14 protein-coding genes are annotated in these 13,985 nt (G+C 47.3%); 6 read left to right on the top strand and 8 right to left on the bottom strand.

Annotated elements, in window-relative coordinates:
- Positions 1-19: 19 nt before the first annotated feature.
- Positions 20-1,981 (top strand): carbohydrate-binding domain-containing protein, encoded by a 1,962-nt coding sequence (locus FJQ58_RS08375; protein WP_139992246.1) that lies wholly within the window; start codon positions 20-22, stop codon positions 1,979-1,981.
- An 87-nt stretch (positions 1,982-2,068) separates the two neighbouring features.
- On the opposite strand, the gene FJQ58_RS08370 is transcribed toward FJQ58_RS08375, so the two are convergent.
- The gene (locus FJQ58_RS08370) at positions 2,069-2,713 is read right to left on the bottom strand and encodes a YitT family protein (protein ID WP_139992244.1); all 645 of its coding nucleotides are present in this window, start codon (positions 2,711-2,713) and stop codon (positions 2,069-2,071) included.
- Positions 2,714-2,866: 153 nt separating this feature from the next.
- On the opposite strand from FJQ58_RS08370, the gene FJQ58_RS08365 reads away from it, so the two are divergent.
- Positions 2,867-3,304, top strand: a complete 438-nt coding sequence (locus FJQ58_RS08365) for an Lrp/AsnC family transcriptional regulator (RefSeq protein WP_139992242.1) — start codon at positions 2,867-2,869, stop codon at positions 3,302-3,304.
- 55 nt (positions 3,305-3,359) lie between these two features.
- On the opposite strand, the gene FJQ58_RS08360 is transcribed toward FJQ58_RS08365, so the two are convergent.
- The 7 genes from FJQ58_RS08360 to FJQ58_RS08330 all read right to left on the bottom strand — a co-directional run bounded on the left by FJQ58_RS08360 (position 3,360) and on the right by FJQ58_RS08330 (position 10,420).
- Entirely contained in the window at positions 3,360-4,661 is a 1,302-nt protein-coding gene (locus FJQ58_RS08360; protein WP_139992240.1) for a pyrimidine-nucleoside phosphorylase, read from the bottom strand.
- A gap of 41 nt (positions 4,662-4,702) precedes the next feature.
- The gene (deoD, locus tag FJQ58_RS08355) at positions 4,703-5,410 is read right to left on the bottom strand and encodes a purine-nucleoside phosphorylase (RefSeq protein ID WP_139992238.1); all 708 of its coding nucleotides are present in this window, start codon (positions 5,408-5,410) and stop codon (positions 4,703-4,705) included.
- Positions 5,411-5,431: 21 nt separating this feature from the next.
- Positions 5,432-6,613 carry a phosphopentomutase gene (deoB, locus tag FJQ58_RS08350; protein WP_139992236.1) on the bottom strand — a complete coding sequence of 394 codons (1,182 nt, stop codon included), beginning with the start codon at positions 6,611-6,613 and terminating at the stop codon, positions 5,432-5,434.
- Positions 6,614-6,632: 19 nt separating this feature from the next.
- Positions 6,633-7,814, bottom strand: a complete 1,182-nt coding sequence (locus FJQ58_RS08345; protein WP_139992234.1) for a NupC/NupG family nucleoside CNT transporter — start codon at positions 7,812-7,814, stop codon at positions 6,633-6,635.
- 78 nt (positions 7,815-7,892) lie between these two features.
- Positions 7,893-8,339, bottom strand: a complete 447-nt coding sequence (locus FJQ58_RS08340; RefSeq protein ID WP_139992232.1) for a cytidine deaminase — start codon at positions 8,337-8,339, stop codon at positions 7,893-7,895.
- Between the two features lies 1 nt (position 8,340).
- Positions 8,341-9,009: a deoxyribose-phosphate aldolase gene (deoC, locus tag FJQ58_RS08335; protein WP_139992230.1), complete on the bottom strand. Its 669-nt coding sequence runs from the start codon at positions 9,007-9,009 to the stop codon at positions 8,341-8,343.
- Positions 9,010-9,337: 328 nt separating this feature from the next.
- Complete coding sequence (locus FJQ58_RS08330) at positions 9,338-10,420, bottom strand: LysM peptidoglycan-binding domain-containing protein (RefSeq protein WP_162341387.1); 1,083 nt, start codon at positions 10,418-10,420, stop codon at positions 9,338-9,340.
- Between the two features lie 399 nt (positions 10,421-10,819).
- Here FJQ58_RS08330 and FJQ58_RS08325 point away from each other — a divergent pair, with 399 nt between their 5' ends.
- The 4 genes from FJQ58_RS08325 to FJQ58_RS08310 all read left to right on the top strand — a co-directional run bounded on the left by FJQ58_RS08325 (position 10,820) and on the right by FJQ58_RS08310 (position 13,978).
- A complete protein-coding gene (locus FJQ58_RS08325) occupies positions 10,820-11,149 on the top strand; it encodes a PadR family transcriptional regulator (RefSeq protein ID WP_139992226.1) in 330 nt (109 codons plus the stop codon).
- Positions 11,150-11,154: 5 nt separating this feature from the next.
- The gene (locus FJQ58_RS08320) at positions 11,155-11,709 is read left to right on the top strand and encodes a DUF2812 domain-containing protein (protein ID WP_139992224.1); all 555 of its coding nucleotides are present in this window, start codon (positions 11,155-11,157) and stop codon (positions 11,707-11,709) included.
- A gap of 188 nt (positions 11,710-11,897) precedes the next feature.
- Entirely contained in the window at positions 11,898-12,698 is an 801-nt protein-coding gene (locus FJQ58_RS08315) for a hypothetical protein (protein ID WP_139992222.1), read from the top strand.
- A gap of 269 nt (positions 12,699-12,967) precedes the next feature.
- Positions 12,968-13,978 carry an ABC transporter substrate-binding protein gene (locus FJQ58_RS08310; RefSeq protein ID WP_139992220.1) on the top strand — a complete coding sequence of 337 codons (1,011 nt, stop codon included), beginning with the start codon at positions 12,968-12,970 and terminating at the stop codon, positions 13,976-13,978.
- Positions 13,979-13,985 lie beyond the last annotated feature (7 nt).

Here is a 13,985-nt window from a genome sequence, read left to right as displayed (position 1 = left end):
AATCGAAAGGATGAGCGATATGAAAAAAGGAAAAATAAGACGAATGTTAGGAATTTTACTGATCTGTACGGTGGTTTTAACAGCTTGCAGTACTGCAGCGTCGCAGACAACGCCAACTGCAGAGGTGACAGAAGCCGCTGCAAACACGGCAAGTACGGTAGGCTCGCAAAGCCAGACCGTTACAGCCGCACTTCCCGCTAACGTTAAAGTGTCTGACGTGGCGACGTTTGACGAGGAGGATCACGCTACGGATTGGAACGCGGATTCTGCGACCGTGATTAAAATGAACGGAACCAGTGCCGCGATTACCGGCTCCGGAGCAGCCACCGCGAATGGCTCCGTGAACATCACAGAAGCAGGAACGTATGTCCTGAACGGGACTCTGAGCGACGGGCAAATTGTGGTAAATGTACAAGATGAAGGAGTCGTCCATCTGGTGCTGAACGGAGTAGAGATTCATGACAACGACAGCGCAGCGATCGATATCAAGGAAGCGGACAAGGTAGTTATGACGCTGCAGGAAGGTACGGTGAATTCGATTTCGGACGGTAAAGACTATGTCTTTGCGGATGCTGCGACCGATGAGCCGAGTGCGGCTTTATTCAGTAAAGCGGATCTGACGATCAACGGTACCGGGAAGCTGTCGGTTGTGGCCAGCTACAATGATGGAATTACAAGCAAAGATGACTTAAAAATCGTGTCAGGAACCATAGCCATTCAGGCTGCGGATGATGGCATTGTAGGCAAGGACATGATTGCTATTGAAAATGGAGATCTAACGATTAAGGCAGAGGGAGACGGAATCAAGTCCACTAACGATGCCGAGGCAGCACTAGGGTTTATCGCTATTGCCGGTGGAACTTTCCAGATTGAGGCTGGCAATGACGGGATTCAAGCCGAAACTGCTTTGGTCATGGATGGCGGTACGTATACCTTGACGACGGGTGGAGGCAGCTCTAATGGTGTAGTGAAGCAGGAGGAGATGGGAGGAGGCTCGCCAAGAGGCGCTGCTTCAACTACAACAGCAACGGAGGAAACGGCAAGCACGAAAGGGCTGAAGGCAGGAGGAGATATCACCGTGAATAGCGGAAGCTTTGCGATTGATTCCGCAGATGATGCCGTGCACAGCAACAGCAATGTTACGGTAATAGGCGGAGATATGGAAATAGCGACGGGTGATGATGGAATCCATGCGGATGCCTTGGTGACGATCGCAGGAGGAAGCATTAATATCACCAAGAGCTATGAAGGCATTGAAGGGGCAAACATTACGATTTCCGGCGGCGAGACTCATGTGGCTGCTTCGGATGACGGGATTAATGTAGCGGGAGGCAGCGATGAAACGAGCGGCGGAAGCGCAGACCAGTTCCAAGCGTCTTCTAGCAATCTGCTTACCATTAGCGGAGGCACAGTAAGCGTGGATGCCGCTGGTGATGGTCTGGATTCGAACGGTTCCATCGTGATGACGGGTGGTACGGTTATCGTTAATGGCCCAACGAACAACGGCAATGGGGCATTGGATTACGATGGCAGCTTTGATCTCAGCGGTGGAACGCTAGTGGCAGCGGGAAGCTCGGGAATGGCTCAAGCAGCGTCTGACAGCTCCAGTCAATTCACGGTCAGCATGACGTTCCCTCAGACTCAGCAAGCAGGAACGTTGGTTCACTTGCAAGATAGCGATGGCAACGCCATTATGACCTTTGCGCCAACTAAAAATTATCAATCCGTCGTTATTAGCTCGCCTGAGCTGCAAAGTGGTGGTTCGTATACCCTCTATTCGGGAGGAGCTTCGACAGGGAGCGCAGCGGACGGCATCTATACGGACGGGAATTATACAGGCGGAACGCAAATCACATCGTTTGAAATCTCAAGCAGCGTTACGTGGTTGAATGAATCGGGAGTAACGACTGGCGGCAATACGGGCCGTGGGCCTGGCGGCGGAGGTGGAGGCGCCAGACCTCAAGGCGGAAGTCCAAAATAACGAAGAAACATAATGATAGCCGCGAATTCGGATGATTGATCCGAACTCGCGGCTGTTTGCTAGTATTGTGGTTGCTATCTAGGCTCCTTAAGATGGAGCTGCACGGGATAGAGGCTCCTTTTTCACCTGTTCAGCACTTGCCTTTTTTCTCTTATAAAAAGACAAGAAGCCTGCGGTAACGGCAATGGATAATGCTGAAATCAGACCGCTTGCCAGCGGAAAGACGAATAAGCTGGTGATTACAACGAGCAGGTCAAAGGCCAGATTGGTTTTGCCCGGATGGATGCCATATCTGTGGTGGACATAAATGGCAAGAATCGTCGCGCCGCCGAGGGATGCGCCGTTTCGGAACAATACGGCAATGCCCGCACCGATAAATGCGCCGCCAACAACAGCCCCGATCAGGGATGGAATTGCAAAAGCGGGCAAGGCGCTGTCTAGAGCGCTTAATGCGGAGACAAGCCCGATGGCCAGCATGGTGTTGACGGTAAAGGATTTACCCATGTAAAAGTAGGAAAATATAAAAAAAGGAAGGTTGAGCAGGGCGAACAAATAGTGGAATCGGACATGCAGCAAGGGCGATAAGCTTAAAGAGAGACCTGCCGTTCCTCCGGTTACGATATGGGAGTGTTTCAGAATCATCAATCCGCCAGCCGTAACAAAGCAGCCTATTGCAATATGAAGCCATTTTCGCAGCATATCCTTCATTTTGTTATCCAATTTTCGAATCATTTGGCATGCACCGCCTGCTTGATTTTCTTAATTTAAGGATACAAAACCGTGCAATCGGAATATATAATAAACTGAATGAAATAGATGTAAGTTTAGGTTACATTGAATAAAATAATGGCATCTATTGTGCAAACTGAAGGGAGGCCAGCGGGTATGGATCAATTGGATCGAACGCTGCTGCAATTGCTGCAGGAGGATGGGCGCATGACGATTAGCGAGCTATCCAAACGAATGGCTTTAAGCCGTCCTAGCATATCGGAGCGTTTGCTGCGACTGCAGGAGAGTGGAGCCATATTGGGATTCGGAGCACGAGTATCGCCAGCCGCGGTCGGAAGGAATATACAGGTCATGATTCAGATGAGTGAATTAAAGGTATCCCCTACGGAATTCGAGAAACGAATCAGCAATGATTATGATATTTTGGAAGGTCACCGCGTAACGGGAACGGTCAGCTATATATTGAAAGCGGCAGTAACGGGGATGGATGCGCTGAGTGAGCTCGTGGAGAGGCTTATGCCATTTGGAAACGTGAATACATCGGTTATTTTGTCTTCGCCAGTGACGAATCGGGTGATCCTGCCGAAGGAATAGATACAAAGAAACCGGAAGCGCTCACGAAGGAGGCTTTCGGTTTCTGATGGGTATGTTATTCAGTGACAATCCCGTAAACGAGGACAGGGGGCTCGACATGGCTGCCAATGCGAATGTTTTCGTAAATGATGGCAAGAACGTCATCCACGTTGTCTCGATTCGAATGAATGGTGACGAGTGAATCACCGGCTTTTACTTTATCGCCGATTTTTTTATTCAGCATTAGGCCTACGGCCAGATCGATCTCCGATTCTTTCGTTGCCCGCCCTGCGCCAAGCAGCATGGCCGCCGTGCCAATCTCATCTGCTATGATTTCCGTTACAACGCCATCTTCACTGGCAGGCACTTCGATGAGATAAGCGGCTTGCGGCAATTTCTCCGGATGGTCTACAACCGTCGGATCGCCGCCTTGATTGGCAATAAACGCTTTGAATTTCTCCAGCGCCTTGCCGTTCTGGATTACTTCTCTCAGCAGCTCCTCGGCTTCTTCCAGAGAGCTTGCTTTGTTCGCCAAGAATACCATTTGGCTGCCTAAGGCAAGACAAAGCTCCTCTAAATCCTTAGGTCCTTTTCCTTGCAGCGTATCGATGGCTTCTTTCACTTCAAGCGCATTGCCGATGGCAAAGCCGAGCGGCTGACTCATATCCGAGATGACAGCCATCGTCTTGCGACCGACGTTATTGCCGATGCTAACCATCGCGTGCGCAAGCTCTTTGGCATCGTCAACGGTTTTCATAAAGGCGCCGGCGCCTGTCTTCACATCCAACACGATGGCATCCGAGCCAGCCGCAATTTTCTTGCTCATAATCGAGCTGGCGATCAGCGGTATCGAATTGACCGTTGCCGTCACGTCACGAAGAGCATACAATTTCTTATCGGCCGGGGTTAGATTGCCGGATTGGCCAATGACTGCGATTTTGTCCTTATTCACCAAACGGACGAACTCTTCCTTATCAATCTCAACGTGGAATCCTGCAATAGCCTCCAGCTTGTCAATGGTGCCGCCGGTATGTCCGAGGCCGCGGCCGGACATCTTCGCTACCGGAATATCCAGCGCGGCAACAAGTGGTGCGAGCACGAGCGTGGTTGTATCGCCAACGCCGCCAGTGGAATGCTTGTCTACCTTCACGCCCTCAATCGCAGACAGGTCGATCGTATCGCCGGAATTTACGATGGCCATCGTAAGATCCGCTCGTTCGCGTTCCGTCATATCCTTGAAGAAGATTGCCATAGCTAAGGCGCTGACTTGATAGTCAGGTATCTCATCCTTCGTATAACCTTCGATAATAAAGTTGATTTCTTCTGTCGTCATTTCTTCGCCGTCCCGCTTTTTCTCAATTAGATCTACCATTCTCATTTTGTGTGTCTCCTCGCATCTTAGGTTTGATTAGAAATAAATTAAAGGGAAATCACGGTTTCGAGAGCGACTTCCATCATATCGTTGAAGGTGCTTTGCCGCTCAGCCGCTGTCGTTTCTTCTCCCGTCAAGAGGTGGTCGCTTACCGTTAATATGGTTAAGGCATTCACCCCATATTTGGCAGCTAGCGTGTATAGCGCCGTTGTTTCCATTTCCACGCCCAACACACCGTAATCCATCAGTTTCTGTACGATCTCTTTGTCATCCCGGTAAAAGGAATCGGAGCAAAAAATATTGCCGACATGGAGCTTTAAGCCTTTCGCTATGCCGCGCTCATAAGCTGCCTTAAGCAAGTGGAAGCTGCCTATTGGCGAATAATCATACCCGCCAAATACATGGCGGTTGACGCTGGAATCCGTACAAGCCGCTTGCGCTAATATAACCTCGCGAACGTTCACGCTGTTCTGCATAGCCCCGCAGGTGCCTACGCGCACAAGATTTTTTACGCCATAATCACGAATGAGTTCATTGACATAGATGCTGATGGAGGGGACGCCCATTCCTGTGCCTTGAACGGAAATGCGTTTACCTTGATAAGTACCCGTAAAACCGAGCATGCCCCTGACCTGGTTATAACAGATGGCATTCTCCAAATAGGTTTCCGCAATATACTGGGCTCTCAGCGGGTCGCCCGGCAATAATATCGTATCTGCAATTTGGCCTTGTTCGGCACCAATATGAATACTCATAAACATTCTCCTTCGGGTACATTATTTTAAATCTGATAAAAAGCTGATGCCGTGGGCAGGCTTTGCCACTTTGAAATTGTCCGCAATCGTTGCCCCGATATCCGCGAAGGTGTTCCTGATGGGCAGGGCATGTCCGCCTTGTTCGAAGCGCGGCGAGTAAGCTAACAAAGGCACATATTCACGGGTATGGTCCGTGCCATGATAAGTAGGGTCATTGCCATGATCCGCCGTAATCAACAGCAGGTCCTGCTCGGTCATTTTGGCAAATACCTCTGGCAACCGGGCATCGTATTCCTCTAACGCTTGCCCGTACCCTTCAGGATCGCGGCGATGACCGTAGAGTGCGTCGAAATCAACCAGGTTGAGGAAGCTAAGGCCTGTAAAGGATTCATCCATGATTTTGATCATTTGATCCATGCCGTCAGCGTTGGATTGGGTGCGTACCGTCTGCGTAACGCCTTCGCCGTCATAAATATCGGAAATTTTTCCGAGAGCGATGACCTCATAGCCGCCGTCCTGCAGCTCATTCATAACCGTACGGGCAAATGGTTTCAATGCATAATCATGGCGGTTGGATGTCCGTTTGAAATCCCCCGGTGTACCAATGAAGGGACGGGCGATAATTCGTCCAAGCATATAGGGATCCTCCAAGGTGATTTCCCTGCAATACTCACAAATAGCATATAGCTCCTGCAGTGGAACCATATCTTCGTGAGCCGCAATTTGGAGGACGGAATCGGCAGAGGTGTAAACGATCAATGCGCCTGACCGCATATGCTCTTCGCCCAGCTCGTCCAGAATCTCGGTTCCGCTGGCGGGCTTGTTGCCAATCACCTTGCGACCGGTTTTGGCTTCAATCCTTGCGATTAATTCGCTTGGAAATCCGTCCGGAAATACGCGAAACGGAACGGCAATATGAAGCCCCATGATTTCCCAATGGCCAGTCATCGTGTCTTTGCCGCTCGATGCCTCCTGCATCTTCGTATAATAGGCAAGGGGCTTCTCGGCGACAGGCACTCCGCGTATTTCCTTAATATTGGATAATCCGAGCACGGCCATATTCGGCATCTTCAGGCCTCCGCGTGCTTCCGCAATATGGCCAAGCGTATCCACATTGTCATCTCCGAAGCTGGCTGCATCAGGCGACTGGCCAATGCCTACGGAGTCCATCACAATCAAATGAATTCTTTGAAATGCTTTCAACAGGGTTATGCTCCTCTCTTTAATTAATAAACAATCCAGCGATAATGGCAGACAAAACGCTGACCAGCGTGGCTCCGTACAGCAGCTTCATCCCGAAGCGGGCTACCACATTGCCTTGCTTCTCATGCAGCCCTTTCACGGCCCCGGAAATAATGCCGATAGAGGAGAAGTTGGCGAAAGAAACCAAGAATACGGACACAATGCCTACCGCGCGAGCGGAGAGATTCGGATAGTTTTCTAGCTCCAGCATGGCGACGAACTCGTTGGATACCATTTTTGTTGCCATAATGCTCCCTGCATCGACGGCATCCTTCCAAGGAACCCCCATAATAAAAGCGAAAGGAGCGAAGATATACCCGAGAATTTGCTGGAACGAAATGCCGAAGATTCCGCTGAAGAGCCCATTTACGAGCGCAATCAAGGCGATGAAACCAATCAGCATGGCTGCAACGATAATCGCTACCTTGAAACCATCGATAATGTATTCGCCCAGCACTTCGAAGAATGTCTGCTTTTCTTCTTCCTGCACCTGCAAGATATCGTCTTCCTCCGCTACTTTATATGGATTGAGGATGGAAGCGATAATGAACCCTCCGAAAAGGTTAAGGACCAGCGCGGTTACGACATATTTAGGATCGAGGATTTGCATGTACGAGCCGACAATCGACATGGATACTGTCGACATCGCAGAAGCGCATAGTGTGTACAGCCTTTGCTTCGGCAGCAATCCGATCTGTTTTTTGACCGAAATGAAAACTTCGGATTGTCCCAAAATAGCAGAAGCTACTGCATTATAGGATTCGAGCTTGCCCATTCCATTTATTTTGCTCAAGACTAGCCCGATATATTTGACGATGAACGGCAGCACCTTCAAATACTGCAAAATGCCAATAAGCGCCGAAATAAATACAATGGGCAGCAGAACGCTTAGGAAGAACGAGAACTGTCCTTCGTTCAATAGGCCGCCAAATACAAATTCAATTCCGGTATGGGCGAACCCGAGCAGCTTCTCGAACATACTGGAGAAACCTTTGATCAACACCGCGCCTGCTGCAGTATTTAGTAACGTAAAGGCTAATACGACCTGCAAGACAACCATGATGAGCAATGGTTTATAACGGATGTTCTTTCTATTATTGCTGGCGACGTAAGAAAGACCAAGAACGATAAGCAAACCCAATATAGCGAGTAAATATCTCATGGTGGATTCTCCTAGTAAGTTAGTAGTGTGCGTGAATAGCATTGCTATAAAGCGCTTACAAATCTATCGGACTATCATTTACTTTTTCATGTCAGTGGCAAGAAAAGCACCGGGAAGCAGCTGTGCCATCGTCCATTCTTCCGTATCGCCATGCAGGTTCGTCAAATAAATTTTCGTATTCTCATCACAGAATTCTGCCATGACCTGCCGACATGCGCCGCAAGGGGAAATCGGGCCTTCGGTATCCGCTGCTACGGCAATCGCTTCGATCACGCGGTCGCCTTCGGACACCGCTTTGAAAATAGCTGTACGCTCCGCGCAGTTCGTGAGTCCAAACGAGGCGTTCTCAACGTTACAGCCGCGGTATATCCGTTTGCTGCCTGTCATTATGGCCGCACCTACTGCAAAGTGCGAATAGGGGATATGAGCGTGTTGACGTGCTTCAATCGCTTCTTTTATCAACTGTTCCTTCATCCGTCCTTGCCTCCTGTAAGCTGCTCCTTGGGGAGCAGCGCCATTATTTATATTAATAAGAAGAGGTCGATTGCTCGCCTTCCATAATTTTCACGCCTGAGCTGGCACCAATTCTGGACGCGCCTGCCGCAATCATTTTTTCCATATCTTCAAGATTGCGAATGCCGCCGGATGCTTTTACTCCAAGCTTGTCCCCAACGGTTTTGCGCATAAGAGCAACGTCCTCTGCGGTCGCTCCGCCTGTAGAGAAGCCTGTTGAGGTTTTCACGAAATCGGCACCTGCTTGAACGGACATCTGGCAAGCGCGGATTTTCTCGTCATCCGTAAGAAGCGAGGTTTCGATAATGACTTTGACAATCGCTTTTCCTGCAGCTGCTTCGACAACGGCTTGAATATCTTTTTTTACAAATTCGTCATCGCCATCTTTCAGGGCACCTATATTAATGACCATATCGACCTCTGTCGCACCGCATGCAATAGCTTGCTTAGCTTCGAAAGCCTTTGTTTCTGTTGCCGATGCTCCGAGTGGAAAGCCGATGACGGTGCAAACCTTTACCGTACTGCCGGTCAGCTGTTCAGCGGAGTAAGCTACCCAAGTAGGGTTAACGCAAACGGAAGCAAATTGATATTTTTTCGCTTCTTCCGTTAATTTTGTAATCTCAGCTTTTGTTGCATCAGCACGCAAAAGCGTATGATCAATCATTTCGGACAAATTTAACATAGCCAGTTCACCTTCCCCTTATACGAATCCTCAAATGCAAGATTATAATAACACGCTTATGAACATATGTAAAATTAAAAATGAACAATTGTTCATGGCGATATTGCTTTGTCAGACACCAAACGAAATTGGAGGGCATGGAGGGACGCAAAAACTAGTCTGCCCAAAAAAAGAAGAAGAAGCCCCGCGATTGCGGAACTTCTTCTTCAGTGAAAGCTCAAGCTAACATCCTGAGAATGCCGTGTAGAGCCAAGATGGTTTTGGCTGGAATAGTCGTATTTATAATACTGATGGGGCTTACGCAGAAAGCGGCCCTGCAGGGCCTAGATTACGGCTTAGGGATTTTCAGTACCGTACCTGCTTTTACTTGATCAATATCGACGATATGATTGTAGTCCGCAATAAACATGGCGTGTTTGGTCGTGCCATAGTAAATTTTGGAGATGCTGTAGAGCGTCTCGCCCTTTTGCACAGTATGTTCTGTTGCTTCAAATTCTGCCGAATCGTCTCCAGAGCCGATGGATTCATCCGGCTTATAGTTCTTAAGAGAAGGGATGACAAGGTTGGTGCCAGCCTTTAGCCCTTTGTTTTTGTCCAGCTTGTTTTCATCTGCAATGTAATCTACATATTCTGCTGATTTGTAAAACATTCTAGAAACACCGGAGAGGGTATCTCCTGCTTGAATTAGATAGGTGGCTGGCAAAGTAATCTTGGAATAATCTTTGGTTTCCTGCGGCTTGCTGCCTGATGTGCCAGTCCCTGAAGACAATGCAGGTATGGTTAGCGTATCGCCGGCTTTCATATCATTGATAAACATAATATGGTTATGCTCGGCAAGCAGCGCATAATGGTCCTTGGTTTGATAAAATTTTTCTGATATCGTGCTCAAGGTATCGCCCTTCTGTACCACGTATGTCGTAGGCAGCTTTACAGCGGGGCTTTCGTCTGTTGGTTTATTGTCGTTATCTTTCTGGCCTTGACTTGGTTTCTCCGTTTGTGCTGGAACGGTTGGCTTAGCCTCGTCCTTGATCTTGACCGGCTTTTCCGTGGCTACTGGCTCGGGATTATTCGTGTTCTTCTCGACGTCTTCAGCAGGTTCTTGCGTCTCCTCTGCATCGACCGTGCCCGCCGGAATGGGCTCATCCGTAACTGGTTCATTTCCATTAAGCCCGCTATTCCCCGAATCAGAGTTAGGGGAGTTGCTGCTGCCGGATTGATTATTGGAGTCGGAATGCTCAGCAGTCGCTGATTGGAGATTGGTGTCGACCAAACTCGTATATTTGCTGTAGAGTACTCCGCAGACGGCTACGAGAATGATGACGACGGCCAAATAAAGTGACAATGTTGCTTTCTTAAATGATGACAAGCTGCTCTTGGTACGGGTGTTTCTGCGTGTAGTTTTGTTATCCAAAGCGTAATCTTCTCCCTTGTTCCTCAACTTATTTCTATTCTATCCGACTTGTCGAAACCTGTGGAATGGGCCTAATCAGCCATTTCAGCCAGAATCAAAATGCTCCCTATGTAACTCGCATGTTCAAGTGTTGTCTGAGTGGCTCTCAAATTAGCCTTTTGCATGCAGTTTGGTGCACTATACAGCGTTAGAATTGGAAATATCCTGTAATGATGTTTATATTACACTATCTCTCTTAACAAAAACTGTACATGGGAAAACTCTCATAAAATATGAGAATTACTTTCTGCAAGTAGAAACGATAATTCCGCTAAACTATATTGACATTCGATACATCATGTATTATTGTATCGTTATACGATATAGTGACTGTCGATGTAGATGAGGAGGAGAGCCGAGATGAAAGAGATGCTGCCGCTGACGGAAGCTTTTTTCTATATTTTAATTGCTTTGTATGTGGAGCCCGCCCATGGGTACGGAATTATGCAGGATACCGAGAAGCTGAGCAAGGGGAGGGTCAAGATCGGAGCAGGCACGCTATATACGGCTCTAAATACGCTGCTTAATAAAGGGCTTATCGATCACCATCCCGTTCCGGAAGGAGCGGATACCCGCCGTAAGATGTACGCGATTACCCCAAATGGGAAAGCGGTGGTTGCGGCTGAAATTGAACGGCTTGAGGAGCTATTGCAGGCAGGTCGGAATGCTTTGATTACGGGGAAGGAGTGAGCGGTATGGGAGAACGTTTGGAGAAAAAATTCAGATTAACGATGAGCTGGGACTACGAGAAGGAGGAGCAATGGCTAAACGAGATGTCCAGCCAAGGGCTGCATTTTAAGAAAGCTGGTTTTTTTAATAGCAGCTTCGTGAGGGATAAGTCCGTTCGGTATACGTACGGCTTGGATCATCAGTCCGGACTTACGAAGAAGGATGGGAAGCTGGCGGAATATATTGCTTTATATCAAGACGCCGGCTGGGAGTATGTAACCTCCTTTGGCGCGCTGTGGCACTATTTCCGCAGGGAATGGCAGCCGGGCGAACAGCCGAAATTATATACGGATGTCGAATCCCTTACGACGATTTACAAAAACATTCAGCGGGTCATGGGTTTAATGCTGCTCGTGAATGCAGTTATTTTAATAGCGAATATGTCGAATTTGCTGTCTCATTTCAAGAACGCGCTTTGGGCAATCATGATTCCGGTCTCGGTTATTTATTTCCTTATATTTGCTCTTCTTGGTTATGGTTATGTGAAGATGGGAAGTAAAATAAAAAAGCTTAATAACTAGATTTGTTCATTTAGAGGCGCTTGATTATTTTCACTTATTGAATACTATTTTCCATTTTAGAGCATTTGATAGTTTTCGACTTATTTTTACAAAAAATATTAAAATATTATATAAAAATGGTTGATACTGGGATGGCAGGATGCTACTATATAACCAATGAATAAGCCTTAAGGGGGATTAATTGGGAAGTGGAAGCGAAAAAAAGGCCGGGATGCCTTAAAATCTTGCTCATCGTTGTTGGTATATTCATAGCAATTGTTATTGTAATTGGGGTTCTTGGATCGATATTTGGTGATACGACTACAGATTCCGATAATGGCTCCAGCACAACTAGCACACAAGGATCAGGATCTAGTAAGTCTCAAGACCAAGAAGATTTGTATGCTGAGGCTCAAGAGTTGTTCAAAAAAGGTAGCTACATCGATGCTAATATTGCTATTGATAAAGCAATAAAAGTGGAGAGCAAGGAAGAATATACGAAGCTCAAAACAGAAATAAAGACTAAAATTGACAATCGTAAAGCTGAGCTTGAGGCTATGTTTGAGATTAAAGACGATAAGGTAGAGAATATTACCTTTATTTCGCCTAAAGAAGGCGTTTCAAAAGGATTAGTGTTCTACCCTTATATCGGCGTCAAAGATTCTAATAAATATATGGTGCTTCGGGTAGGGTACCAGGAGCCGGCCTCCAAAGCATTATTTGTCTTTACGGGCATAAAAGTAAGGGCTGGGGAAGTGCTAGAAGAGCTCAAATTCAATCCTATGAACAAATTAAATAATGTTGACATTCTTGGTTCCGGAATGACAGAGCTTATTGATCTTGATGTGAATAAGAAAAATGAAAACCTATTAAGTACGGTTATTCCTAGTACAGAAGAAGTCATTATTAGGTTTGAGGACATTTCCAACAAATCGACGGATTACACGCTGACTAAAGAGCAGAAACAAACGATTGCGGATATTTTAGAATACTATAATTATCTGGATTAGGTAGTAGTTGCATTTGATATTAAACGGGTACCCCATACACTGGACACTTTGAAAAAAGGGTTTGGCGTAGGGGTCCTTTTTGTATACTAAATTGGAGCCAATTTAGCATGATTCCGCCAGGCAAGCGCCATAGACGAATTTGTATAAACCGTATTGTCGAGAATGTGCATTGAGCGCGGGAGTGAAGATCGGTTACAATCATGGCATTGATAATGAGAATGATAATCATTATTTGAAGTGACGAAAAAGTTATAGGAGTGGATAGGGGAATGGCTTGGACAGGTTATTTGAAAAAAGGGTGGATGACTGTTTTTGCCGCAGCAATCGTGCTATCAGGCTGCGGAGCGGGTAATGACAATACAAGCGAAAGCGCAACAACACAGCCGCCAACGGAAGAGAGCAGCGGTGCAGCGAATAAGGCAGAGAATGAATCCACTGCGGCTACTCGAATCGTTAAGGATGCTTTTGGCGAACTGGAGATTCCGACTAACCCGAAGCGAGTAACGGCTCTGTATCGGGAGGATTATTTGGTTGCACTTGGTGTGACGCCAGTCGTTCAATATTACAATCCGATGTGGGGCAAGCAGGATTATTTGCAGCTTGAGGCTCCATTATTCGATGTAACGGGAAGCATTGAAGCTTTGGTGGTAGCTGAGCCGGATTTGATCATTGAGGTTGGAGGGATTGATGAGGCGCAATATGAAAAGTATTCGAAGATTGCGCCTACCTATCGCCTTTCAGATGAGGTGCTGGCAGATACGCGCCAAACGCTATCGGTCATTGCTGATCTAATGGGCATACCAGAAAAAGCCGAAAAGGTGCTCAGTGATTACGATAACCGAATCAGTGAGGTTAAGTCTAAGCTGGGAGTAGCTGTGGGAGACGAGAAAATTGTCGTTCTTCGAATGAATGTAGCGGATCAATCGATTAATATTTTTGGAGCAAAAAATATTTTTGTAGGCCAGCTTCTTTATCAAGATCTTGGACTAAAGGCTCCAGCATATGCAGAAGCCATGACGGAAGGAAATATGGTGCTTTCGCAGGAGGCGCTTCCGGAGCTGGATGCGGACCACATTATTTTGCTTCCTTCTAATGGTACGTGGGACGATGAAGGGAATACCGCGGCCTTGAAGGAAATGCTGGATAGCCCAATCTGGAAGTCGCTGGAAGCGGTGAAACAGGGGCATATCTATCCGGTAGAGAGATCTTATTGGCAGACCGGTGCAATAACTTCCAACTACAAGAAGATGGATGAGCTGCTTAAATTGCTTGCTTCATAAAAAAAGG

This window comes from Paenibacillus paridis (assembly GCF_006345825.1).
Lineage (GTDB): Bacteria > Bacillota > Bacilli > Paenibacillales > Paenibacillaceae > Pristimantibacillus > Pristimantibacillus paridis.
Note: the sequence above shows the minus strand (reverse complement) of the source record. Positions and strands in the feature narration are given on the sequence as shown.

Excerpts from the sequence above, each read along its gene's own strand:
- FJQ58_RS08345 (WP_139992234.1), bottom strand. The coding sequence starts at position 7,814 with ATGAGATATTTACTCGCTATATTGGGTTTGCTTATCGTTCTTGGTCTT.
- FJQ58_RS08370 (WP_139992244.1), bottom strand. The coding sequence starts at position 2,713 with ATGATTCGAAAATTGGATAACAAAATGAAGGATATGCTGCGAAAATGG.
- FJQ58_RS08365 (WP_139992242.1), top strand. The coding sequence starts at position 2,867 with ATGGATCAATTGGATCGAACGCTGCTGCAATTGCTGCAGGAGGATGGG.
- FJQ58_RS08320 (WP_139992224.1), top strand. The coding sequence starts at position 11,155 with ATGGGAGAACGTTTGGAGAAAAAATTCAGATTAACGATGAGCTGGGAC.
- deoD (WP_139992238.1), bottom strand. The coding sequence starts at position 5,410 with ATGAGTATTCATATTGGTGCCGAACAAGGCCAAATTGCAGATACGATA.
- FJQ58_RS08375 (WP_139992246.1), top strand. The coding sequence starts at position 20 with ATGAAAAAAGGAAAAATAAGACGAATGTTAGGAATTTTACTGATCTGT.
- deoC (WP_139992230.1), bottom strand. The coding sequence starts at position 9,009 with ATGTTAAATTTGTCCGAAATGATTGATCATACGCTTTTGCGTGCTGAT.
- FJQ58_RS08325 (WP_139992226.1), top strand. The coding sequence starts at position 10,820 with ATGAAAGAGATGCTGCCGCTGACGGAAGCTTTTTTCTATATTTTAATT.
- FJQ58_RS08310 (WP_139992220.1), top strand. The coding sequence starts at position 12,968 with ATGGCTTGGACAGGTTATTTGAAAAAAGGGTGGATGACTGTTTTTGCC.
- FJQ58_RS08360 (WP_139992240.1), bottom strand. The coding sequence starts at position 4,661 with ATGAGAATGGTAGATCTAATTGAGAAAAAGCGGGACGGCGAAGAAATG.